This window comes from Celeribacter sp., from assembly GCF_048261515.1.
Taxonomy (GTDB): Bacteria; Pseudomonadota; Alphaproteobacteria; order Rhodobacterales; family Rhodobacteraceae; genus Celeribacter.
On sequence record NZ_JBLXFZ010000004.1, the window covers coordinates 108,551 to 131,021 of the forward strand.

Genomic DNA, 22,471 nt, shown 5'->3' on the forward strand with positions numbered 1-22,471 from the left:
CAGGACGCAAGCAAAGGAATGACACGGATGGTTGGCGCAATTCTTGTGTTGTCGGGAGCGGGGCTGTCGGCGGAGAGTGGGTTAAAGACCTTTCGCGCCGAAGATGGGCTGTGGGAGAACTACCGTGTTGAGGATGTGGCCACGCCAGAAGCCTTCGCGCGCGACCCCGCGCTGGTGCAAAGGTTCTACAACGAAAGACGCGCAGATGTGGCCGTCGCCCGTCCCAACCCTGCTCATGAGGCATTGGCACGGTTGCAGCAGGCGCATGGCGAATCTGTCCACCTCGTGACGCAGAACATCGACGATCTTCTGGAACGGGGCGGCGCGCGGGATGTGTTTCATATGCACGGGGAGGTCAATTCGGCGCTCTGTGCTGCCTGCGGACATCGTTGGCCCGCGCCTGACGTGATGGAAGCGGGCCACCCCTGCCCCGCCTGCGGTGCGCCCGCCGCGCGGCCCGACATCGTGTGGTTCGGGGAAATGCCCTATCACATGGACCGCATACAGGCGGCGCTGGAGGCAAGCGATCTCTTCGTGGCGCTTGGCACTTCTGGCACTGTCTACCCCGCTGCAGGGTTCCGCCAGATGGCGCAACAACTCGGCATCCGCACGATGGAGATCAACCTCGACGCATCCGGCGCGCTGTTTGACGAGGTGCGTGAAGGCCCCGCCAGCACGGTGGTGCCTGAATGGGTGAGCGAAGTGCTAAACGGCTGAGGCAGCGTAAGTATTTGCACCGCAAAGTAGACCGCCGCCCGAGACAGGCCAAACGCGCAACGGACATAAAAAAGGCACCCGCAGATGGGGTGCCTTTGGTCGTTGGATAGGGGTGTGATCAGTGGTCCATATTGCTATGGTCGTGATCGTGGTCATGGTCCATGTCACCGTGGTCGTGATCGTGATCCATGTCACCGTGGTCGTGATCGTGATCCATGTCACCGTGATCCATTTCCATCGACATTTCTTCAGTGCGCTGAAGGTCAACGGGAATCTCGACGGTGATGTCGCCCGCGTCTTCGAAGGTCAGGGTGACGGAGATCACATCGCCGTCGTTCATCGAACGGTTGAGACCCATGAACATCACGTGGTCGCCGCCGCGCTTGAGTGCATGGCTGCCGCCTGCGGGGATGGTGAATCCCTCGGGGACGTGCATCATTTTCATGACGCCATCGCCCATGTCTTTATGGGTGTGAAGCTCGACGCGCTTGGCAATATCGGAGGCCGCGTCGATGAGCTGGTCATCCGCATCGCCCGAATTCTTGATCACGAAAAAGGCTGCGCCTGCTTTTGCCGAAGGGCCCGAGGCGCGGGCATAGGCGTCCTCGATGGTGATTTCAGCAACGGCGGGCAGAGCGAAGGCAAGGGCGGAGAGACCCGCGAGAAGGGTTGTTTTGAAGGTCATATCAGGTGGTCCTGTTCTGTCTGGTATCTTGAAAAACGGTGGTTGGGTTTTGTGAGTCTCAGACAACAGGGGGGCCACGCGCAGTGGCGGGCAGAGCATCCACGCCCGAACGGGCGAGTGCTGTGGCGGGCGCATCGAGTGGTTCGGCGTGGCGCAAAGGGGCCGCGAGGGAGAAGACCTGCCCCACGTCCGCAATCACGCTAAGCGCGCAGTCGGGGCAGATGTGCGACGGGCCGAGAGGCTCGCCGTTTTCGTCGTAAAGCACTGTGACTGGCCCCGTGCCCGTACACAGCACCATCTCGCCCGCAGCATCCGTCATCGTGCCACGCGCCACCGCCATCGACTGGCTGGTGACGATCAACAAGAGCGCGAAAAGCGCGGCTATGACGGGTCGGATCTGTCGCATATCACCGCCATCCATACCTGCGCGCGCGGGCTTTTGGAAGTGTCGGGGAGCGGGTGCGACGGTTTGTGCCTCCCCCCACCAAGGACGATGAAGTAGACACGCAAAAACCCCGCGCGGGCAGCCACACGGGGTTTTCGAAAGATGTCGGCGCGAAAGTCGCTGGCCGCTTACGCGGTGGCGGCTTGTGCCTTGGCGATCTCTTTCTTGATCTTCAGCGCGTTGGCGGAGAGATCTTCGTCCTTGGCTTTCGCAAGGAAGGCATCGAGGCCACCACGGTGGTCAATGGTGCGCAGCGCGGCCGCGGAGATTTTCAGCTTGAAAGAGCGGCCGAGGGCTTCCGACATCAACGTGGTGTCGTTGAGGTTCGGAAGGAAACGGCGGCGGGTTCTGTTCTTGGCGTGGCTGACATTGTTGCCAGTCATCGGGCCTTTACCGGTCAGTTCGCAACGGCGTGCCATGGGTTTATCCTCGTCTTCGTAAGCGGGCGACAGGCGCGCACGCAGATTCTATCAGTTCCTGAATGGATCGGCGCTCTCTATGAGGCGCGCGGGGCAGAAAATCAAGCGCCCAAAAGCGCCAAATCCCCGAAAACTCACCGATTCAAACAGAAAAGAGCACCGCCCGCAGGAAATCCAAGTGACAGCGCCCGAAATTCAGTGCGCGGTAGTTAGGCGATGGCGGGAGAATCGTCAAGGGGGATCGACGGGGGAATCGGTGCGCAGGTGGCGGAACGAGCCCCCTGCCTGCGCTCACCCCTCTTTCAGCGCCGCCAGAACATCCGCCGCTGCACGCGTGGGCGTCATAGCGCCCTGCGCGACCTGACGTGCCAGATCGTCGACCGTAGACTTGAGCGGTTCGCGCTCCAACTGACCCAGCAGGCCAAGGCGGATTTCCTGACCGAACCAGTATTCCGCCTGTTCGGCGCGGCGGGCATCGAAAAACCCGTTCTCGCGCCGCCACGCGATCAGCGCCTGCATATCGTCCCATGCTTCGGCCAGCCCGTCCTCCTGAAGCGCGGAAACCGTCATCGCCTTGGGGAACCCTTCGGGGTCTTGCGGACGCTTGCGGATCAGACGCAGCGCCCCCGCATAATCAGAACAAGTGCGCTTGGCGGCAGGCAGGAGATCGCCATCGGCCTTGTTCACGAGAATCATGTCGGCCATCTCCATGATGCCGCGTTTGACGCCCTGCAATTCGTCCCCACCCGCAGGCGCGAGCAGCAGCACGAAGAGGTCGGACATCTCGGAGACCACTGTTTCGGATTGCCCCACGCCAACGGTTTCGATCAGAATGATGTCATAGCCCGCCGCCTCGCACAGTGCGACCGCCTCACGGGTGCGCCGCGCAACACCGCCCAATTCAGATTGCGAGGGCGACGGACGGATAAAGGCATTCTTCTCGCGGCTAAGCATTTCCATCCGCGTCTTGTCACCCAAGATCGAGCCGCCCGAACGGGCCGAGGAGGGGTCGACCGCAAGCACGGCGACCTTCATCCCCTTGCCGATCAGCATCATCCCGAAACTCTCGATCAAGGTGGATTTCCCGACACCAGGCGTGCCCGACAACCCGGTGCGCAGTGCCTGACGGTCGGCATCCTTGATATGCTCCATCAACTCGGTGGCCATGGCGCGATGATCGGGGCGCGCGCTTTCCACAAGCGTGATGGCACGGGCCAGCGCACGGCGGTTTCCCGCGATCACATCTTTGGCGAGGGTTGCTGCATCCATCTCGGTCTCCATCGGCTCGTGCTGCGCGCGGCAGGTCGGCTCAGGAATGCCCGATGGGGGCGGCGAAGTCTAGGTTCAGGGCAGGGTTTTCACCCGTGCAGATGGGTGCTTTTCGTCGCGGGTCGGATGGGGGATAAGGACGGCATGGAGAGATTGCCGATTGAAGATGTGCTGGACGAGGTGGTGGCCCATGTGGCCGCCACGGGGCGCGTTGTGCTTATGGCGCCCCCTGGTGCGGGGAAGACAACCCGCGTGCCTCTGGCGCTTCTGGACACGATCAAGGGGCGGATCGTTATGCTGGAGCCGCGACGGCTGGCCGCACGCTCTGCCGCCGAACGCATGGCCGCGACCCTTGGTGAACGGGCGGGCGAGACAGTGGGCTACCGCATGCGCGGCGCGACGAATATCTCGAAGGCGACACGGATCGAGGTTGTCACCGAAGGCATTCTGACGCGCATGTTGCAACGCGACCCCGAATTGACCGGTGTGGGTGCAGTGATCTTTGACGAGTTCCACGAACGCAGCCTGAACGCCGATCTGGGGCTGGCGCTCATCGAGGAGGTGCGCGGGGCGCTGCGCGACGATCTGGCCGTTGTGGTGATGTCGGCGACACTGGACGCAGGGCCCGTGGCGGCTCTCTTGGGCGATGCGCCCGTGGTGGTCTCCGAAGGTCGCGCCTACCCCGTCGAGACCCGCTGGCTTGAGGCCCCTGTGCCAAAGACGCGGCGGCTTGAGGATGCCGTCGCCGATCTGGTCATCGAGGCGGTGGAGGCCGAGGCGGGATCGGTGCTGGTCTTCCTGCCAGGAGAAGGAGAAATCCGCCGCGTCCAGGGGAAACTGGACAGGCGGTTGCCGCGCGATTGCGTGGTACGCCCGCTCTTCGGCGCGATGAAATTTGCCGACCAACGCGCGGCGATTGCGCCCTGCGAGACGGGGCGCAAGGTGGTGCTGGCCACCTCCATTGCCGAGACCTCTCTGACCATCGAAGATGTGCGGATCGTGGTGGACGCGGGCCGTGCGCGGCGGGCGCGGTTTGATCCCGGATCGGGCATGTCGCGGCTCGTCACCGAGCGCGTCTCCAAGGCCGAAGCCGAGCAGCGACGCGGGCGCGCAGGTCGCGTGGCCGAGGGGGTGTGCTACCGCATGTGGACGCGCGGCGAGGAAGGGGCGCTGGCCGCCTTCGCTCCCGCCGAGATCGAAACAGCGGACCTGTCGGGACTGGCGCTGGAACTGGCGATGTGGGGGGCGCAAGAGAGCGATCTGGCCTTTCTCACCCCGCCGCCCGAGGGGCCACTGGCGGAGGCGCGTGCGCTCTTGCGAGCGCTCGACGCACTCGACGCGGACAACCACATCACCGCCCACGGTCGCGCCATCGCCGCGCAACCGCTCCACCCGCGACTTGCACATATGCTGCAAAAAGCGGGCAAACAGGCCGCGCCACTGGCCGCATTGTTGAACGAACGCGACCCGATGCGCGGGGCGGGGTGCGATCTGGCGCTGCGGTTGAAGGCGCTGGAACGCGGCGACCCGCGTGCAGACCGCGCCGCTCTCGCACGGATCAAAGACGAAGCCAAACGTCTCGCCCGCGATGTCCCTGACGGGGCACCAATGTCGGCGGGAGCCATGGCCGCGCTGGCCTATCCCGACCGCGTGGGACTGCGCCGCAAGGGCGATCAGGCGCGCTTCATCCTGTCGGGCGGAAAGGGCGCGGTGATGGATGACGGAGACGCGCTCGCTGGTGCGCGGCTCATCGTTGTGACCGACACCGACGGCGCACCGCGTGAGGCGAAAATCCGCCAGGCCGCACAAATCAGCGAGGCCGAATTGCGGGACCTTTTCCCCGATCACATCGACTGGCACGAGGTCTGCGCGTGGGACAAACGCAGCCGCTGCGTGGAAGCCCGCAGACGTGAGATGTTCGGCGCGCTTGTGCTGAACGACCAACAATGGCGTGACGCGCCCAATGAGGCGATTGCCAAAGGCGCACTCGACGGGCTACGCCAGATCGGCCTGCCGTGGAGCAAAAAGGCGCGACTGTTTCAGGCGCGGGTGCTGCTTATGGGGGACTACCCTGACATGTCCGACGAGGCACTGATGGCGACGCTGGGGGACTGGCTCCTGCCCCACCTCAATGGAGAGAGAACGGAGGCGCAGCTCAAGGCGCTCGACATCACCGAGGCGCTGCGGGCGATGCTCGACTGGGACCAGATGAGCCGCCTGGACCGAGAAGTACCCGCCGCCTTCACCTCCCCCTTGGGCCGCAAGATCCCGATTGACTACAGTGGCGAACACCCCGCCATTACCGCGCGATTGCAGGAGATGTTCGGCACCACACGCCATCCGACCGTGGGTGCTCGGCGCGTGCCTTTGCGGGTGACTCTCACCTCCCCCGCACACCGCCCCGTGCAGGTGACGATGGACCTACCGAACTTCTGGACCACGTCCTATGCGGATGTGCGCAAGGACATGCGGGGCCGCTATCCGCGCCACCCGTGGCCCGAAGACCCGACGCAGGCCGACCCAACCTTGCGCGCGAAAAAACGCGGCACGTGAGGGGGCGCGGGGACTTCTCGTCTTCATCGCTGTAGAAATACTCAAAGAAAACGGCGCGGAATGTGCAATTCCGCGCCGTTTCCGTTCGATTGGTGCAAGTGGCTTGCGTCAGTCGGTCAGAGCCGCCGAATGCGCCACATCGCCCGCCCACGGGCCGTGATGTCCCTTGCCGCCGTCAACACGCTCGAAGCTGTGCGCGCCGAAGAAGTCGCGCTGCCCCTGGATCAGATCGGTGGTGCCACGCGCCATCCGCATTGTGTCGAAATAGGCCAGTGCGTTGGAGAAGGCAGGCGTGGGCAGACCGCGCAGCGCAGCAGATGCCACCACACGACGCAGCGCCGATGCGCCCTCGCGAATGAGTTGCGCAAAGCGCGGCGCGAAGATCAGTTGCGTATGCGGCAGACCCTCACGGATCGCGCTGGCCATGTCGTCGAGCAGCGCCGAACGGATGATGCACCCAGCCCGCCAGACCTCGGCGCAGGACGCCAGATCGAGATCCCAGTCGTATTCCTCGGAGGCTGCGGCAAGGAGTTTGAACCCTTGATCATAGGCGATCATCTTCGCCGCGAGCAGCGCCTTTTCGAGATCGGCGTCGGAGAGCATTTCCGCCCCCGCCTCGCCCGTCACATCGGCGAAAATCTCCGCTCCCGCCTCGCGGGTTTCCTTCTCGGACGACCACGAACGCGCGGCCACGGCGGCTTCGATGGTGGAGGGCGATTGGCCAAGCGAAAGCGCCTCGATCGCGGTCCAGCGGCCTGTGCCCTTCTGACCCGCCTTATCGACGATCATATCGACGAGGGGCTTGCCCGATTTGTCGTCCACGGTTTGCAGAACCTTGCCCGAAATCTCGATCAGGTAGGAGTTGAGCGGCCCCTTGTCCCATGCCTCGAACAGCGCACCGATCTCGGCGGTCGAGCGGCTGTCGCCGTCGCGCAGAAGCCCGTAAACCTCCGCAATCATTTGCATATCGGCGTATTCGATGCCGTTGTGAACCGTCTTGACGAAATGGCCCGCACCATCAGGACCGAAGTGGTCGGCGCAGGCGGTGCCGTTGTGTTTGGCCGAGATCGCCTCAAGGATGTCGCGGATCACCTCGAAGGACGCCTTGTCGCCGCCCGCCATGATGGATGGGCCGAAACGCGCGCCCTCTTCGCCGCCCGACACCCCCATACCGATGAAGTTCAGACCCGCCTGTTTCAGTGCGGCTTCGCGGCGGCGGGTGTCGTGGAAATTGGCGTTGCCCGCGTCGATGATCATGTCGCCTGCTTCAAGGTGCGGCTTCAACTCCTCGATCACCGCGTCCACGGCACCGGCGGCCACCATGATGATCACGGCACGCGGCTTGGTGAGCGACGCGGCCAGTGCATCAAGCGTCTTGGCTGGAACGAGCCTGTCCGTGAGTTCGCCTGCGGAGGCGACGAAGTCATCGGTTACGGCACCGGTGCGGTTGTAGACCGCAATTGGAAATCCGTTCTCGGCAATGTTGAGCGAAAGGTTGGCGCCCATAACGCCGAGGCCAATGAGGCCGATGCGAGCCTGTGTCATCTGTCGTCCTTTTTCATTTCCGGGTCGGGGCCTGCTGCCCCGCCGTCATGCGGGTTTGCGTCCACGGTTCTGATTAAACGCTCGGCGATGTTAGCGCCACAGGCCCGCGCCGAAAAGCAGGTATACAGCGGGATACAAAATCACAATGACCCCACATCGCACCATTTACGCGCGCGAAGTCACGGGATTCCTTGATTATTTACAAAGTATTCACTATCTAATGGAATGATAAGAAAAATAAACGAGCACGGTTAGTCCTCATGGTTGATTTCCTAAAGAACGCTTGGTCGGGCGTCATTGACCCGTTATTGCGTCGCCCCGCGCGGGTTCAGACGGCTGCGCTGTGCTATCGCACAGGCAAACGCGGCAAGGAAATCCTTTTGATCTCCTCGCGCGGCACCGGACGCTGGATCCTGCCCAAAGGCTGGCCCATCGACGGGCTTGACGGCGCAGGTGCGGCGGCACAAGAGGCTTGGGAAGAAGCGGGGGTAAAGCCCTCGAAAGTCACTCGCAAGCCCATCGGCACCTACTTCTACGACAAACAATTCGACAACGGCGCAACCGCCCCTGTCGAGGCGAATGTCTACCCGATCAAAGTCGACGAGCTGCTTGAAGACTTTCCCGAAGCGGGCCAGCGCAAACGCAATTGGGTCGCCCCCGAACGCGCCGCCGAAATGGTCGAAGAGCCCGAGTTGAAATCCATCCTGCGCAACTTCAGCAGGAAATAAGCCCGTCCGCGCGGGTGCCGCAAACGCGTTTGGCACGCGCGAATACAACCATCGTCGCGCCTACTGGCACACCTCCTCCCCACTGACCCCGAGGCCACGTTTGCCGCGCGTCTTTGCGCGTGACGTTGGTTTGCCTTGATCGACGCGCCCAACCGCGTTAGCGCTGCGCCGAGTGTATCAGAATCGTGACAGTTGCATGACAGGGCGTCGCGATCGGCCAAGCAGCCACAACGGGAGACCGGCGACCATGAGCGACAAGGGCAAATCGTGGACCACGCTCGATAAGGACCTCAACCGCATCAGCAACGTCGAATACGCGATGCAAAGCGTAAGCCGCCCGATGGTCGGCTTGGGGATCGCGCTGGCCTTCATGATTATCGCTGGCATCGCCGCCGCCGCAATTTTCGGTGCGGGATCTGGCAGCGCGCTGGTCATCGCTGCGGCCGTCTTGGGCGCCTATATGGCGATCAACATCGGCGCCAACGATGTGGCCAACAACATGGGGCCCGCCGTGGGGGCGAAAGCCCTGACCATGGGTGGGGCCATTGTCATCGCGGCCCTGTGCGAGAGCGCAGGCGCGCTTTTGGCAGGCGGCGATGTGGTCTCGACCATCTCCAAGGGGATCATTGACCCCAACGCCGTCGCGGATACGCGCATCTTCATCTGGGCGATGATGGCCGCGCTTTTGTCCTCGGCGCTCTGGGTCAACCTCGCAACATGGATCGGCGCACCCGTTTCCACCTCGCACTCGGGCGTGGGGGGCGTCATGGGCGCAGGGATCGCGGCGGCAGGCTTCGGAGCGGTCAACTGGGTCTCCATGGGCCAGATCGCCGCCTCATGGGTCATCTCGCCCGTCCTCGGCGGCGTCATCGCCGCGGCCTTCCTCGCCTTCATCAAGGCCAATATCATTTACAAAGAAGACAAGATCGCCGCCGCGCGCCAATGGGTGCCTGTTCTCGTCGGCATCATGATGGGCGTGTTCTCGACCTATCTCGCGGTTAAGGGCCTCAAAAAGATCGTCTCTATCGACCTGCCCACATCGCTGATAATCGGCGCCGCGATCGGCGCGATTTCCTATGCCATATCCGCGCCGCTCATCCGCCGCCAGTCGGATGGCATGGAGAACCGCAACAAGTCGCTCAAGGCACTCTTCGGCCTGCCGCTGGTCATCTCGGCGGCGCTCCTGTCGTTTGCACATGGGGCCAATGACGTGGCCAATGCCGTTGGCCCGCTTGCCGCTATCGTTCACGCCACGGAGTTCGGCGAGTTCGCGGGCAAGGTCACGATCCCGCAATGGGTCATGGTCATCGGCGCCTTCGGCATTTCCTTCGGCCTTCTGCTCTTTGGTCCGAAACTGATCAAGATGGTGGGCAGCCAAATCACCAAGCTCAACCCGATGCGCGCCTATTGCGTCGCGCTTTCGGCGGCAATCACGGTGATCGTGGCAAGCTGGCTCGGCCTGCCCGTGTCCTCCACCCATATCGCCGTGGGCGGTGTCTTTGGCGTCGGGTTCTTCCGCGAATGGCACCACTCGCGCCAGCAGGAAAAACACGCCGCCGCGCGTCCGCCCGAATTGCGCATCGCCAAAGAAGAGCGCCGCCGCCGCAAGCTCGTGCGCCGCTCGCACTTCATGACCATCGTGGCTGCATGGGTGATCACGGTGCCCGCCGCAGCACTTCTGTCGGGACTGGTCTTCGTGCTGCTCACAGCGCTCTTCACCTAAAGCCGCCACCACCGCATGAATGAAAAAACGGGCGCCGCCTCACTTGCCGCGCCCGTCTTCTTCACTGATCAAATGCTCTACGGCGTTTACTCGCCAACGCACCAGCGCATGACCGCCTTTTGCGCGTGCAGACGGTTTTCTGCCTCATCGAAGATCACCGACTGCGGCCCGTCCATCACGTTGTTCGTCACCTCGTCGCCGCGATGCGCGGGCAGGCAGTGCATGAACAGCGCGTCGGGATTGGCCTTTCCCATCAGGGCGCGATTCACCCTGTAGGGGCGGAGCTGGTTGTGACGGCGCTCACGTGCGGATGCGGGATCATGCATCGACACCCATGTGTCCGTCACCACCAGATCGGCCCCTGAAACGGCCTTGTCCGCGTCCCGTTCAATCTCGATGGTCGCTCCCTTGGCGCGCGCCTCCTCGATGAAGCCCGCCTCGGGATCAAGCGGTTGCGGCCCTGCAAAGGTCAGATCAAAACCGAACTGGCCAGCGGCGTGGATGAAGGACGCGCAAACATTGTTGCCATCGCCAAGCCACACGACCTTCTTGCCTTTGATCGGGCCGTTATGCTCCTCGAAAGTGAGAATATCGGCCATGATCTGACAGGGGTGGGTGCGGTTGGTCAGGCCGTTGATCACGGGCACGGTGGCATATTCGGCCATCTCCAGAAGCGTCTGCTCCTCGAATGTGCGGATCATGATCATATCGACATAGCGCGACAGAACGCGGGCGGTGTCGGCGATGGTCTCACCATGGCCAAGCTGCATGTCATTGCCCGACAGCACCATCGTCTGACCGCCCATCTGGCGCACGCCCACATCAAAGGAAACGCGGGTTCGCGTGGAGGGCTTTTCGAAGATCAGCGCAACCATCTTGTCCTTGAGCGGCAACTCGGCGTCAGGTGCGGCCTTCGGCTTGCCAGCGCGCGCGTTCTTCGTGGCTTTGGCTGTCTCGATGATCCGATGCAACTCCTGCGCGTCGGTCTTGTTGATGTCGAGGAAATGTCTCATGTTTCTGTCTTTCTCATACAGGCGCAACAAGGCGCCGCTCTCAATCTCTATCTCATATCGGTTCGCGGGGCGTTACTCTTTCGCCTGTGACACCGCCTGTGCGGCTGCGTCGAGGCGTTTAAGCGCCTCCGCGATGTCCTCGTCGGGGATGTTGAGCGCGGGCAGAAGGCGCACCACATTATCAGCCGCTGGCACGGTCAGGATGCCCGCGTCATACCCCGCCGCGACGATCTCCGCGGGCGCGACCTTGCATTTGATCCCGAGCATCAGCCCCGTGCCGCGCACGGTCTCGAACAAGTCAGGATAAACTGCGACCAGCCCTTCGAGCCCTTGGCTGAAAAGCGATGCCTTGCGATTGACCTCGGCGAGAAATGCGGTGTCGGAGGTGATTTCCATGACCTTCAGCCCGATTGCACAGCCCAGAGGGTTGCCGCCATAGGTGGAACCGTGGGTGCCCGCGACCATGCCGCTGGCGGCCTCTTCCGTGGCCAGAACTGCACCGAGCGGGAAGCCCCCGCCAATGCCCTTGGCCACCATCATGATGTCGGGCGTGATACCCGCATATTCATGGGCGAAGAGCTTACCTGAGCGCGCCACACCACATTGCACCTCGTCGAGGATGAGCAGGGTTCCAGTCTCGTCGCAAATCTCGCGCAGCCCTTTCAGCGTGGCGTCAGGCAGAGGACGGATACCGCCCTCCCCTTGGATCGGCTCGATCATGATCGCGGCGGTGGCATCGCCCACGGCGGCACGCACTGCGTCGAGATCGTCGAAGGGGAGATGCACGAAGCCCTCCAGAACGGGACCGAAGCCCTTGACCATCTTCTCCGACCCGCTTGCGGCGATCGCCGCCGAGGAGCGCCCGTGGAAACAGCCGTCGAAGGTGATGATCTCGATCCGCTCGGGCTGGCCCTTATCGAACCAGTACTTCCGCGCCATTTTGATCGCCAGTTCAGCGGCCTCGGTGCCCGAGTTGGTGAAGAAGCAGGTGTCGGCAAAGGTCTCCTCCACCAGCTTGTCGGCGAGCGCCTGTTGCGCGGGGATGGTGTAGAGGTTGGAGACATGCCACAGCGTATCGGCCTGCGCTTTGAGCACGGCGGCCAGATCGGGGTTGGCGTGTCCCAAGGTGTTCACCGCGATGCCTGCGCCGAGGTCGAGAAAACGTCGCCCATCCGCCTCCACAAGCCACGAGCCTTCCCCTTTGACGAAGGAAAGCGGTGCACGGTTGTAGGTCGGAAGAACGGACGAAATCATCGCAAGTGGTCCTTGTATTATTGAGAGGCTTTTCGTTGCGCGTAGGCGCTGGCCTGTCAACGTTTGAGTTGGGATTTTACGGGGTTTGCGCCTGTTTGGCGCGGTTTGTGCCGCTTGCGTCACGGGTCATGCAGCACGGATAATGACACGCGAAAGCGCGCTGACGGCCTTAACGGCGTCGGCGTCGGGTCTCGGAAATATGCGAAACATATGCGGTCATGGCGCGGCTCTTACGCCTGCACAGGGGGTGCTGTCAAAGAAAATCGACGGCGACCGTCAGGCGCGGCGGCTTCCTGTCGGATATGTGTCGGCTACCTGTCGGGCAAATTGTCGGGCATTTCACTTCGAGGAAACGAACTTCGCGCCGCCAACCTTGCGGGCGCTGCCTGTCGCGTCCGACGAGGGCCTCATGCGCTTGACCACTACGGGACGGGTGGCGACCTGCGGCGCACCAAGAGCTATTTCGCGCTTCAACACCTCCACGACATCGCGCACCTCGACACCAAGACCATAGCGCTTCCCCTCCTTGGTGGCGGTGGCCGAGACCACCGAGATGATCGCGGGACGCACCCCGTCGATGGAAAAGACGGGCGCACCCGACGAGCCGTAGGTGATGTCGCAGTCGAACCCCATGATCCCCGCTCCCGCGTCGAGGATGTGACATTCGCGCTGGATCGACAGGGTGTCGTTGCGGCCCTGCCCGTAGGAGGCCACCATCAATTCGCCCCGCGAGCGGGACGTGCGATGGATGGGAAAGGGCTGCGCCAGCGCGCGGGCGACGGGGGTTGCGAGTTTGACGAGCGCCACATCGTGACGGATCTGTGCCATCGTCGCCGCGGACCCTGCACTTCCCTCGTAGTCGGGCGCCACGGCCACGGCCAGACCGCGCGAGGCCGCGATATAGTCGCCATTGCGAAGGCCCGCGCGAAAGAGGATGTCGGTCGGGGCAAATTTCTCGCCCGCATCATTCACCACGCAATGCGCCGCCGTCAACACCAGATCGGGTTCGATCAGCGCACCCGAACAGGTGCCCTGCCCGCGCATATCGAGACGCCCCACGGCCTCCCACCCGATCAACTCGGCGCGACGATCCACGCGGTCCAACTCGGACGGCAGGCTGTCGCCCGCGCGCACAGGCGCGGAGACCACCATTGCGACCAGCACGGCAAAAATCACCATCGCAGTTGTGAAACGAATTTTGACAAGCATAGGCAAACACCGACGAAACTGACTTTGCGCCAGTCTCGCCGATGATTGGGGCGATAGTTTGGCCGCCTGTTACGACTTGAGCCGCGTACCGCGTTTGAACATGCTCCAGACGGTGAGAAGCACCACCACATTGACGGCCACCAGAACGCTGAAGCCCAAGAGTGGCGCACTGTCCGAACGGCCAATAATCCCGTAGCGCACCCCGTCGATGAGGTAGAACACGGGATTGAGGTGGGTCAGCGTGCGGAACCACTGCGGCAGGGTTTCCACCGAATAGAAGGTGCCCGACAGGAAGGACAACGGCGTGATGATGAAATTGGTGATCGCGGCCATCTGGTCGAATTTCTGACTGATGATGCCCGCGATGATGCCCATACCGCCGAGAAAAACCGCGCCGAGCGTGACGAAACCGATCGCGGCCAGCGGATGCGCCAGACCGAGGCCGACGAAAAGCGCCATCGCTGCCCAAATCGCAAAGGCCACGATCATGCCGCGCACCACCCCGCCCGCGATATAACCGAAAGTCAGTTCCAGCGGCGAGAGCGGCGGCATGAGTGTGTCAACAATATTGCCCTGCACCTTCGAGATCATGATCGACGACGAGGTGTTGGCGAAGGCGTTCTGGATCACCGTCATGGTCAGGATACCAGGCGCGAGGAAGTGAACGAAGGGCACACCCATCACCTCACCGCGCGAGGGACCGATGGCCAGCGTGAAGATCGTCAGGAAGAGACCCGCCGTCACCAGCGGTGCCATAAGCGTCTGTGTCCAGACCGCGATGAAGCGTCGGATTTCTCGGTGCATCAGCGTTCCCAGCCCCAGCCAGTTCACCGCGCCGAAGCGGCGCACCCCCATGGCAATCTCGTTTGCACCTGTTTCCATTGGCCCCGTCCTCTGATATTGCTTCACATTGTTCCGCTTTCAGCGCTTGTAACCGCCTGCGCGAAGAATAAAATAGGGGGAACGGAGAATTCTACCAACGATGCGATCCGCGCAGGTGCTGTGCGGTGTCGCCAAGACGCGGACCCTTTGCGCCCGCGTGTCACGCAAGGAAAGCCACTGCCGATGTCCTGGACCGATGAGCGCGTTGAAGTTTTGAAGAAAATGTGGGGCGAGGGTCAATCCGCCTCCCAGATCGCCAAGGAGCTTGGCGGTGTGACGCGCAATGCCGTGATCGGCAAAGTGCATCGCCTCGGCCTGTCCAACCGCGCGGGATCGGGCGGCAATGCAAAAGCCGCCGCTCCTGCTGCGAAAGCCAAGGCGAAGGCAAAACCCGCCGCGCCAGCAGCCGCCAAACCCAAGGCCAAGGCGAAACCCGCCGAGCCCAAGGTTGAGGCTGCTCCCGAGGCAACACCCAAACCCGCCATGTCGCCCGCCCGTCGTGCGATCATCCCTGCGGGTCAGCCTCTGCCGCCGCAACCCTCGACCAACGAGATCCCTGCCGAAGCCCTCGCCAAGGTTTCCGAAGTCGAGAAGAAGGCAAAGAAACTCACGGTGATGCAACTCACCGAAAAAACCTGCAAATGGCCCGTGGGCGATCCTGCGACGGACGACTTCTGGTTCTGCGGTCTGCCCAGCCAGCCTGGCAAACCCTATTGCGAAGCGCATGTCGGCGTGGCGTTCCAGCCAATGTCCTCGCGCCGCGATCGCCGCCGCTAAGGGCCAAAAACACAAACACGAGAAAGCAGCGCCGTCAGGCGCTGTTTTTCATTTGCCGCGGCGATTGAGCGATCCGCCGCGCCCTGCCCCGTTCATCCACCTTGGTCCTCGGACGCGGGAAAAGTTTGCTTCCACATCACCGCGCGGTTCAAATTGGCCGCGACGCTCCCTATCTCCAAACGACGCACACAACCGAAGGGACCGCCCATGGCACCCGTTATTTCCATCAAGAACCTTACAAAAACCTATGCCTCAGGCACACATGCTCTTGAGGACGCATCGCTCGATATCGAGGATGGCGAGATCATTGCGCTGCTCGGCCCCAATGGTGCGGGCAAGACCACGCTGATCGGCGCGGTCTGCGGTCTGGTCTCGATCACCTCGGGATCGGTTACGATCTGCGGCCACGACAATGTCACCGACGCCCGCGCGGCGCGCAAAATGGTCGGTCTCGTCCCGCAGGAAATCGCGCTCGATATTTTCGAGACCGTCTGGAACTCGGTCAGGTTCACCCGTGGCCTGTTCGGCTGCAAACCCGATGACGCCTATCTCGAAGAGGTGCTGCGCTCCCTGTCACTATGGGACAAGCGCAACAGCAAGAACGTGGAGCTTTCGGGCGGAATGAAGCGCCGCGTGATGATCGCCAAGGCGCTCTCCCACAAGCCGCGCGTGCTTTTCCTCGACGAGCCGACCGCAGGCGTCGATGTGGCGCTGCGCCGTGATATGTGGGAGGTCGTGCGCGGCCTGCGCGATCAGGGCGTGACCGTGATCCTGACCACCCATTACATCGAAGAGGCCGAAGAAATGGCCGACCGTATCGCGGTGATCAACAAGGGCAAAATCCTCCTCGTGGAAGAAAAAGACACGTTGATGCAGAGGTTTGGCAGGAAGCACCTCGTTCTGGATCTCGTCGATTCGCTCGACACCCTGCCGCCCGCGCTGGCGGGTTACGACCTGTCGCTAAGCGAGGACGGCACGCAGATCACCTACGAATACGACACCAACGCCGAGCGCACGGGCCTGACCCGCATGATCGCCGATCTCGCCGAAAACGGCATCTCCGTGCGTGACCTCTCCAGCCATGAGAACAGCCTTGAGGAAGTATTCCTCACCCTCGTGGAAGAGACACCCGCCCCCGTGGAGGAAACCGCATGAACTGGCTGGCCGTAAAATCCATCTACAGGTTCGAAATGAGCCGTTTTTTCCGCACGCTCAGCCAGTCGATCCTGTCGCCTGTGCTTTCCACCGTGCTCTATTTCGTCGTCTTCGGCGCGGCCATTGGCGGGCGCATACAGGAAGTCGAGGGCATCGCCTATGGTGCCTTTATCGTGCCAGGTCTGGTGATGCTGACGGTGCTGCAAAACTCGCTGTCGAACGCCTCCTTCGGCATCTATTTCCCGAAGTTTTCGGGCACGATATTCGAGCTTTTCTCCGCGCCGATCACCTTCATGGAAATCCTTCTGGGCTATGTCGGCGCGGCGGCGACCAAGTCGCTTTTCGTGGCCACGATCATCCTGGTCACGGCGACCTTCTTCGTGGATTTGCAGATCGCGCACCCCGTCTGGGCGCTCGCGTTTCTGGTCATGACGGCGGTGACGTTTTCGCTCATGGGCTTCATCATCGGCATCTGGGCGAGCAATTTCGAACAGTTGCAGATCATCCCCATGCTCGTCATCACGCCGCTGGTCTTCCTCGGTGGGGCCTTCTACTCGGCCTCCATGCTGCCAGGCGTCTGGCAGATCGTGGTGAAGTTCAACCCCGTGCTCTACCTCATCTCGGGCTTCCGCTGGTCGTTCTTTGACGTGGCGGATGTGCCCGTGCCTGTCTCTCTCGGCGCGGTTGCGCTCTTCTTCGTGATCTGTGTGAGCGTTGTGGGATGGATTTTCAAAACGGGGTGGCGTTTGAAAGCGTAAGGCCGCTGGATATTTGTGAACAGATGAAGGGTCACGCACTGCTCCGCGCCACCTCGGCAGCGACGGGCAGTGCGCCTTCACCTGTTGCGGCCATCGGCGTCCCCGCCTGTTCCGCGCCCTCAAAGTAGCGCCACGACATTAAGAGACCGTTACCGCCTCCTTCACCTGTTGCGAAAATATCCCCGCCGGAGGCATTCCCGAAACCCGCCACCTCGCGTAAAAGCAGCATATGAGCACAAACCCACCGAATCTCCGCCCCGACCTCGCGCCACGCGCGCATTTCGACGCCAAGCCGCGTGACGGCCAGCCAACCATCGGCATGGTCTCACTGGGCTGCCCCAAGGCATTGGTGGACAGCGAACGCATCCTCACGCGCCTGCGCGCGGAAGGCTATGCGATCAGCCCCGACTATTCGGGCGCGAGCGCGGTGATCGTGAACACCTGCGGCTTTCTCGACAGTGCGAAGGCCGAAAGCCTTGAGGCCATCGGCGAGGCGCTGCGCGAGAATGGCAAGGTGATCGTGACGGGGTGTCTGGGCGCGGAGCCCGACTATATCACGGGCGTGCATCCCAAGGTGCTCGCCGTCACAGGCCCGCATCAATACGAACAGGTGCTTGACGCGGTGCATGGTGCCGTGCCGCCCGCGCCCGATCCCTTCGTGGACCTTCTGCCCGCAACGGGGGTGAGCCTCACGCCGCGGCACTTCAGCTATCTCAAGATTTCCGAGGGCTGCAACCACGCCTGCAAATTCTGCATCATCCCCGACATGCGCGGCAGGCTCACCTCCCGCCCGCAAGCGGCGGTCCTCCGCGAGGCGGAGAAGCTGGTCGAGGCGGGTGTGAAGGAATTGCTGGTCATCTCGCAGGACACCTCCGCCTATGGCACCGACTGGAAGGACCGCGAAGAGAAAGCGCCGATCCTCTCGCTCACCCGCGCGCTTGGCGAGTTGGGCGCGGCGGATGATCTGTGGGTGCGGCTGCACTACGTCTACCCCTACCCCCATGTGCGCGAATTGATCCCGCTCATGGCCGATAGCGGCAGCGCGGTTCTGCCTTACCTCGACATTCCCTTCCAACACGGCCACCCCGATGTGCTCAAACGCATGGCGCGCCCTGCGGCCTCGGCCAAGGTGCTCGACGAGATCGCGGCGTGGCGGGCCGACTGCCCCGACATCACCCTGCGCTCGACCTTCATCGTCGGCTATCCAGGTGAGACGGAGGCGGAATTCCAGTATCTGCTCGACTGGATGGACGAGGCGCAACTGGATCGTGTGGGCTGCTTCAAATACGAAAACGTGGACGGGGCGCGCTCCAATGCGCTCGACGGTCACGTGGACGAAGAGGTGAAACAAGACCGCTGGAACCGCTTCATGGAGAAGGCGCAGGCGATCTCGGAGGCGAAACTTGCCGCCAAAGTCGGCACGGTGCAGCAGGTGATCGTGGACGACATCGACGAGGACGGGATTGCGACCTGTCGCACCAAGGCGGATGCGCCCGAGATCGACGGGAACCTGTTTATCGACGAGGGGACCGAAGGGCTGTCCGTTGGGGATTTGGTGACGGTGGAAGTGGATGAGGCTGGGGAGTATGATTTGTGGGGGTTGCGGCGTTAAAAATCAGTCTGGGGGACTGATTTTAGCCACAACGCGCGGAAGCGTCGGAGACGACTATTCAACGAAGAATCGTCTAGGGCCGGCATGTCAGAAAATCTTGAATGCGGTCATTGCTCCTGCACCACTCCTCTGTAACTCGGCATCGACAACCAATTAGGAAATATGCACTCGCAATTTCCTCCTCTAGCTTTTCCCTAGTGAAAATCGGCTCATGGTGCGCGATACGATTTCTAAGTTCTCTTACCTCCGTAACGGCATCCATGATTTCTTGACGTTCGTCATTCGTGGACATTCTGAGCGGAGCATATGGAAACGAGATTCTAAAATGCTTGACCCAAATTCGATCATTTTGGCTGGCATTCATTAGCTTGCACCACAAAGCGAATTTACTGTCCGCGATGAGTTTACCCACTTGATCCGACGTATTGAATTTGCGCGATAGACTCTCAACGTCTCTTCGAGGGTTCCAGCCGCGTTTAGGATTTGGTAGCGACACTTGAAAAGCTTTCACACTAGGCCAATTCTCGCCGTATTGAGCCTCAAGAGCATCAGAAACCGCATTGCGGAATGTCACTTCGCAGACATGAAGGAGTTTAAGGCACTCCGCAGACACCTCAATATTCCACCTGTAAAGCTCAAGTGCTCGCGACATATCGCCATCACAATTGGTTAAATATCTCTCAAAACGCTGCCTTGATAGAGCGTTAGAAATTCTCTTGATTTTGTCTGTGTTCCACGAGCTCATTTATTTGAGATTCTACTGAATTAAATTGACAAATGCCTTCAAGAAAGATACTAAGAGGGCATAGTTGATGTGGACGTTGCCATTCGGCTCCCCCTTCGACAAACAGATTTAGGCTCACCCTAGGGGTGAGCCTTTTTTCTGTCAAATAGCAGCTAAGCCCTCCCATTGGGGGAGGATCGAGCGCTGCACCCACTTTGTGATCGCCAAAGGTCTACAGGGACTCCTAAAGCCCCATTGCTCTCCCCCGCGCCTGCGGGTTAACTCTCCGCCAAGAGGAGAGACACCATGCGCAAGAATTACAAAGACCTGCTCGCCGCCGCCCATGAGGTGATCGAGACCATTCCCACCGACACCGCAATCGCGCGGTTGGGGGACGATGATGTGGTCTTTGTCGATCTGCGCGACCGTCGCGAGTTGGAGCGGGAGGGGAAAATCCCCAATGCCTTCCACTGTCCGCGCGGGATGCTGGAATTCTGGATCGACCCCGAAAGCCCCTATCACAAGCCGATCTTCGCGGAGGGGAAAACCTACATCTTCTACTGCGCCTCTGCGTGGCGGTCGGCCTTGGCGACCAAGACCTGCATCGAGATGGGGTTTGAGAAGGTGGCCCATGTGGGTGGCGGCTTCTCGGCGTGGAAGATGGCGGGCGGTCCCGTCGAGGCTGTGGAAGCGCGTTAACCGATCAGGATGGCGAGCCACGCGACGCCAGTGGCGATGGCGGTGATGGCGACGGCGGCGGAGCCTGCATCCTTGGCGCGTTTGGCCAGCGGGTTCTCCTCGGTCGAGATATAGTCCACGGCGTCCTCAATCGCGGTGTTGAACAGTTCGGCGGCCAACACCAGAAGCCCAAGCGCGAGGATCAACCCACGCTCTCCCCCGCTTAGCGGCAGCGCGAAGGCAAGCGCGGCAGAGGCGAGATTGGCCCAGACCCACGAACGGAAGGAATGCTCCCCGCGCCATGTCGCGCACACTCCCTGCCAACTCCAGATGGTGCGCTTGATCAAGCGGTTCCACGTGTAGGCTGCTCTGGAAATCATCGGTTCCCCCGTCCTTCGGCCCGCGCATAGCGCGTAAGGCACATATTCGCCACGCATCAGGGGCAAGACAACACAAAAAACGGACGGGCGGGTGTCTCAGCTCTCAGGCGTCAACGGGCGCTGCATCGCGCGGACGTATTGGAGTTCCTGCGTGTTGAGGCAGAAGGCGGGCGGCGCGTCTTGCGGGCCTTGGTGGTCCATGAGCCACAGGATGCAGTCATCGTGTCGTGTGCATTGGCCGCAGCGTGTGACCAGATCGCCGACCTCTTCGCGGGACAAGTCGCCCGCACGCGCGGCGGCGGCGACATCCGCGCCGAGGCGTTCGGCCATGCCATCCATCAAACATCCCGTGCCGTGGCGCGGTGTGTCGTTGATCACGTCATTCATCACCATGTCCATCTCCATGCATCTGTAGCGCGAGCCAAGCACGCAGACGCGTGCGCCACCATGATCCATCTCAAAGCGGCGTGGGAAAACGGCGGGGTGCCGTGGGGCCTAGAGCTGCGCCATGGTCCGTTTGACAGTCTCGATCCGCTGCGCATTGGGCGGGTGTGAACCGAGGAACTGATCACCTGGATCGGGGAGGCGTTCGAAGAACTGCGCGCCGCGCACTGGGTTGAAGCCCGCCTTGGCGGTGATGATCGTGCCGAGTTGGTCAGCCTCCAACTCGTAGGCTTTTGAGTAGGTCCGCGCGCCGACCGTGGCGCCGACATTCTGCAAGGTATCGATGGCTGTGGCATCACCGCCCAGCGCGACACCGAGCAGCCCACCCAGCACCCCGCCCATGACGGCGGTGGATTGTGTGCGCTCCAGATGGCCTGCGATATGGTGCGCCGCCTCATGGCCCATGACGAAGGCCAACTCGTCGCGGTTGGCCAGATCGGCAATCAGCGCGATGGTGAAGGTGATGGTCGGATCGCCATCGTCGTTCACCGATTGATAGGCATTGGCGGGCTGCGAAGTGCGGCGGTCGACCTGTATCTTGTAATCGCAACGAGCCTGAGGCGCGCGGGCGCGGCATTCGGCTTCGGCCACGGGTTCCATGCGGGCGACCACTTCGGCGAAGTCAGCAACGCTGATGCCACCGCGCGTGACCTCCTGTCCTTGCGGAGCGGATTGCGGCGGCACGGGTTCGACACAGGCGGAGAGCAATGCAATGGCGGTAGCAAGCGCGGGCAAGCGAAGGGAGCAGGCAAGCATGTTGGTTTCACCTTGGATCGGTTCGCGTCGGGTTGAATTTAGGCGTGGTGTCGCGGCAAGGCCAGTGAGAACTCCGTGATCCTTGCAATCGTGCCGCACCAGCGTAGCATGGGGGGTATGTTTACAATCGAACACGATTTTGACGCCACTGTCGTCACCCTCGTCGACGAGGGCCCCGCGCCCCTCCTCGAAGATGTCGCCGTCCATGCCTTTGCCGAATGTGTGACCCTTGAGCAGCTCGAACCGCAGACGGATCGTGTGCAGAGGATCACCCTGTCGATGCAACAGGTGCAGGATCTCGCCGCCGCCCTTGATCTGCCCGAAGGGGCGTACCGGCTGCGCAGGGCGGGCGAGGATTAGGCAGGGGTGAGAAAGGGGCGCGTTGCCCCCTCGCCTTCTACCCGTCGACCGCGAAAACCTTGTCGCGAGCGGTCGCACCGCGCACCAGCGTAAAGCTCGATTTCGCGCGTCCCATGGCTTTCGACAGAAGTTTGACCACATCGCGCGTGGCCTTACCGTCCTCGGGCACTGTGGTTACATAGACCCGCACGCTGCCATCTTCGGCAACCTCAACGGCATTTCGCGACGCTTTGGGCGTGACCCGAACCGACAGCGTCCCGCCCGTGCAGGCCGCCTCCAGCGCCGCCCTGAGCGCCTCTTTCCCTACCGCCTTGGCCATCGCGGCGCATCCTTTCCGTTTCCTGCGTGACGGAGATTGTCCCCTCACGGCTTGAATTTGCCAAGA

Annotated in this window: 24 protein-coding genes; 10 read left to right on the plus strand and 14 right to left on the minus strand. The window is 62.0% G+C overall.

What is annotated here, in order from left to right; all coding sequences use genetic code 11:
* Window positions 1-27: 27 nt before the first annotated feature.
* Complete coding sequence (locus tag ACN0SC_RS09055; protein WP_417249349.1) at window positions 28-717, plus strand: NAD-dependent deacylase; 690 nt, start codon at window positions 28-30, stop codon at window positions 715-717.
* Window positions 718-835: 118 nt separating this feature from the next.
* Here the strand turns inward: ACN0SC_RS09055 and ACN0SC_RS09060 are convergent, their stop codons facing one another.
* The 4 genes from ACN0SC_RS09060 to meaB form a co-directional block, all read right to left on the minus strand.
* Entirely contained in the window at window positions 836-1,402 is a 567-nt protein-coding gene (locus ACN0SC_RS09060) for a copper chaperone PCu(A)C (RefSeq protein WP_417249350.1), read from the minus strand.
* Window positions 1,403-1,460: 58 nt separating this feature from the next.
* A complete protein-coding gene (locus ACN0SC_RS09065; protein WP_417249351.1) occupies window positions 1,461-1,808 on the minus strand; it encodes a hypothetical protein in 348 nt (115 codons plus the stop codon).
* Window positions 1,809-1,975: 167 nt separating this feature from the next.
* Window positions 1,976-2,266: a 50S ribosomal protein L28 gene (gene rpmB / locus ACN0SC_RS09070; protein ID WP_417249352.1), complete on the minus strand. Its 291-nt coding sequence runs from the start codon at window positions 2,264-2,266 to the stop codon at window positions 1,976-1,978.
* Between the two features lie 291 nt (window positions 2,267-2,557).
* On the minus strand, window positions 2,558-3,535 hold the full coding sequence (gene meaB, locus ACN0SC_RS09075) for a methylmalonyl Co-A mutase-associated GTPase MeaB (protein WP_417249353.1): 978 nt from the start codon (window positions 3,533-3,535) through the stop codon (window positions 2,558-2,560).
* A 144-nt stretch (window positions 3,536-3,679) separates the two neighbouring features.
* Between meaB and hrpB the strand changes: the two genes are divergently transcribed.
* Window positions 3,680-6,088: an ATP-dependent helicase HrpB gene (gene hrpB / locus ACN0SC_RS09080; RefSeq protein ID WP_417249354.1), complete on the plus strand. Its 2,409-nt coding sequence runs from the start codon at window positions 3,680-3,682 to the stop codon at window positions 6,086-6,088.
* 108 nt (window positions 6,089-6,196) lie between these two features.
* Here the strand turns inward: hrpB and gndA are convergent, their stop codons facing one another.
* Window positions 6,197-7,633 carry an NADP-dependent phosphogluconate dehydrogenase gene (gene gndA / locus ACN0SC_RS09085; protein WP_417249355.1) on the minus strand — a complete coding sequence of 479 codons (1,437 nt, stop codon included), beginning with the start codon at window positions 7,631-7,633 and terminating at the stop codon, window positions 6,197-6,199.
* A gap of 260 nt (window positions 7,634-7,893) precedes the next feature.
* On the opposite strand from gndA, the gene ACN0SC_RS09090 reads away from it, so the two are divergent.
* Both ACN0SC_RS09090 and ACN0SC_RS09095 read left to right on the plus strand, forming a co-directional pair.
* Window positions 7,894-8,361, plus strand: a complete 468-nt coding sequence (locus ACN0SC_RS09090) for an NUDIX hydrolase (RefSeq protein WP_417249356.1) — start codon at window positions 7,894-7,896, stop codon at window positions 8,359-8,361.
* A 247-nt stretch (window positions 8,362-8,608) separates the two neighbouring features.
* The gene (locus ACN0SC_RS09095; RefSeq protein ID WP_417249357.1) at window positions 8,609-10,084 is read left to right on the plus strand and encodes an inorganic phosphate transporter; all 1,476 of its coding nucleotides are present in this window, start codon (window positions 8,609-8,611) and stop codon (window positions 10,082-10,084) included.
* Between the two features lie 86 nt (window positions 10,085-10,170).
* Here the strand turns inward: ACN0SC_RS09095 and argF are convergent, their stop codons facing one another.
* The 4 genes from argF to ACN0SC_RS09115 form a co-directional block, all read right to left on the minus strand.
* Window positions 10,171-11,097 carry an ornithine carbamoyltransferase gene (gene argF, locus ACN0SC_RS09100; protein WP_417249358.1) on the minus strand — a complete coding sequence of 309 codons (927 nt, stop codon included), beginning with the start codon at window positions 11,095-11,097 and terminating at the stop codon, window positions 10,171-10,173.
* Window positions 11,098-11,169: 72 nt separating this feature from the next.
* The gene (locus ACN0SC_RS09105) at window positions 11,170-12,351 is read right to left on the minus strand and encodes an aspartate aminotransferase family protein (protein WP_417249359.1); all 1,182 of its coding nucleotides are present in this window, start codon (window positions 12,349-12,351) and stop codon (window positions 11,170-11,172) included.
* A 339-nt stretch (window positions 12,352-12,690) separates the two neighbouring features.
* Window positions 12,691-13,560, minus strand: coding sequence for a trypsin-like serine peptidase (locus ACN0SC_RS09110; protein ID WP_417249360.1), 870 nt, complete (start codon window positions 13,558-13,560; stop codon window positions 12,691-12,693).
* Between the two features lie 69 nt (window positions 13,561-13,629).
* The gene (locus tag ACN0SC_RS09115) at window positions 13,630-14,442 is read right to left on the minus strand and encodes an ABC transporter permease (protein WP_417249361.1); all 813 of its coding nucleotides are present in this window, start codon (window positions 14,440-14,442) and stop codon (window positions 13,630-13,632) included.
* Between the two features lie 183 nt (window positions 14,443-14,625).
* Between ACN0SC_RS09115 and ACN0SC_RS09120 the strand changes: the two genes are divergently transcribed.
* The 3 genes from ACN0SC_RS09120 to ACN0SC_RS09130 all read left to right on the plus strand — a co-directional run bounded on the left by ACN0SC_RS09120 (window position 14,626) and on the right by ACN0SC_RS09130 (window position 17,132).
* The gene (locus tag ACN0SC_RS09120; protein ID WP_417249362.1) at window positions 14,626-15,219 is read left to right on the plus strand and encodes a GcrA family cell cycle regulator; all 594 of its coding nucleotides are present in this window, start codon (window positions 14,626-14,628) and stop codon (window positions 15,217-15,219) included.
* Window positions 15,220-15,426: 207 nt separating this feature from the next.
* Window positions 15,427-16,374, plus strand: a complete 948-nt coding sequence (locus ACN0SC_RS09125; protein ID WP_417249363.1) for an ABC transporter ATP-binding protein — start codon at window positions 15,427-15,429, stop codon at window positions 16,372-16,374.
* Entirely contained in the window at window positions 16,371-17,132 is a 762-nt protein-coding gene (locus ACN0SC_RS09130) for an ABC transporter permease (protein WP_417249364.1), read from the plus strand. Before ACN0SC_RS09125 ends, ACN0SC_RS09130 begins: the two co-directional genes overlap by 4 nt.
* A 31-nt stretch (window positions 17,133-17,163) precedes the next feature.
* Here the strand turns inward: ACN0SC_RS09130 and ACN0SC_RS09135 are convergent, their stop codons facing one another.
* A complete protein-coding gene (locus ACN0SC_RS09135; protein ID WP_417249365.1) occupies window positions 17,164-17,361 on the minus strand; it encodes a hypothetical protein in 198 nt (65 codons plus the stop codon).
* Here ACN0SC_RS09135 and rimO point away from each other — a divergent pair, their 5' ends adjacent.
* Window positions 17,362-18,744, plus strand: coding sequence for a 30S ribosomal protein S12 methylthiotransferase RimO (gene rimO / locus ACN0SC_RS09140; protein ID WP_417249366.1), 1,383 nt, complete (start codon window positions 17,362-17,364; stop codon window positions 18,742-18,744). It begins immediately after the preceding gene.
* Window positions 18,745-19,774: 1,030 nt separating this feature from the next.
* Window positions 19,775-20,167: a rhodanese-like domain-containing protein gene (locus ACN0SC_RS09145; RefSeq protein ID WP_417249367.1), complete on the plus strand. Its 393-nt coding sequence runs from the start codon at window positions 19,775-19,777 to the stop codon at window positions 20,165-20,167.
* Here ACN0SC_RS09145 and ACN0SC_RS09150 read toward each other — a convergent pair.
* The 3 genes from ACN0SC_RS09150 to ACN0SC_RS09160 form a co-directional block, all read right to left on the minus strand.
* Complete coding sequence (locus ACN0SC_RS09150) at window positions 20,164-20,526, minus strand: diacylglycerol kinase (protein ID WP_417249368.1); 363 nt, start codon at window positions 20,524-20,526, stop codon at window positions 20,164-20,166. The two genes, ACN0SC_RS09145 and ACN0SC_RS09150, sit on opposite strands and share 4 nt — an antisense overlap.
* Window positions 20,527-20,622: 96 nt before the next feature.
* A complete protein-coding gene (locus ACN0SC_RS09155) occupies window positions 20,623-20,919 on the minus strand; it encodes a DUF6455 family protein (RefSeq protein WP_417249369.1) in 297 nt (98 codons plus the stop codon).
* Window positions 20,920-21,021: 102 nt separating this feature from the next.
* On the minus strand, window positions 21,022-21,726 hold the full coding sequence (locus ACN0SC_RS09160) for a M48 family metalloprotease (protein WP_417249370.1): 705 nt from the start codon (window positions 21,724-21,726) through the stop codon (window positions 21,022-21,024).
* A 117-nt stretch (window positions 21,727-21,843) separates the two neighbouring features.
* Here ACN0SC_RS09160 and ACN0SC_RS09165 point away from each other — a divergent pair, with 117 nt between their 5' ends.
* Complete coding sequence (locus tag ACN0SC_RS09165) at window positions 21,844-22,086, plus strand: hypothetical protein (protein WP_417249526.1); 243 nt, start codon at window positions 21,844-21,846, stop codon at window positions 22,084-22,086.
* A gap of 37 nt (window positions 22,087-22,123) precedes the next feature.
* Here the strand turns inward: ACN0SC_RS09165 and ACN0SC_RS09170 are convergent, their stop codons facing one another.
* Window positions 22,124-22,405 (minus strand): DUF167 domain-containing protein, encoded by a 282-nt coding sequence (locus ACN0SC_RS09170; RefSeq protein ID WP_417249371.1) that lies wholly within the window; start codon window positions 22,403-22,405, stop codon window positions 22,124-22,126.
* Between the last annotated feature and the right edge of the window lie 66 nt (window positions 22,406-22,471).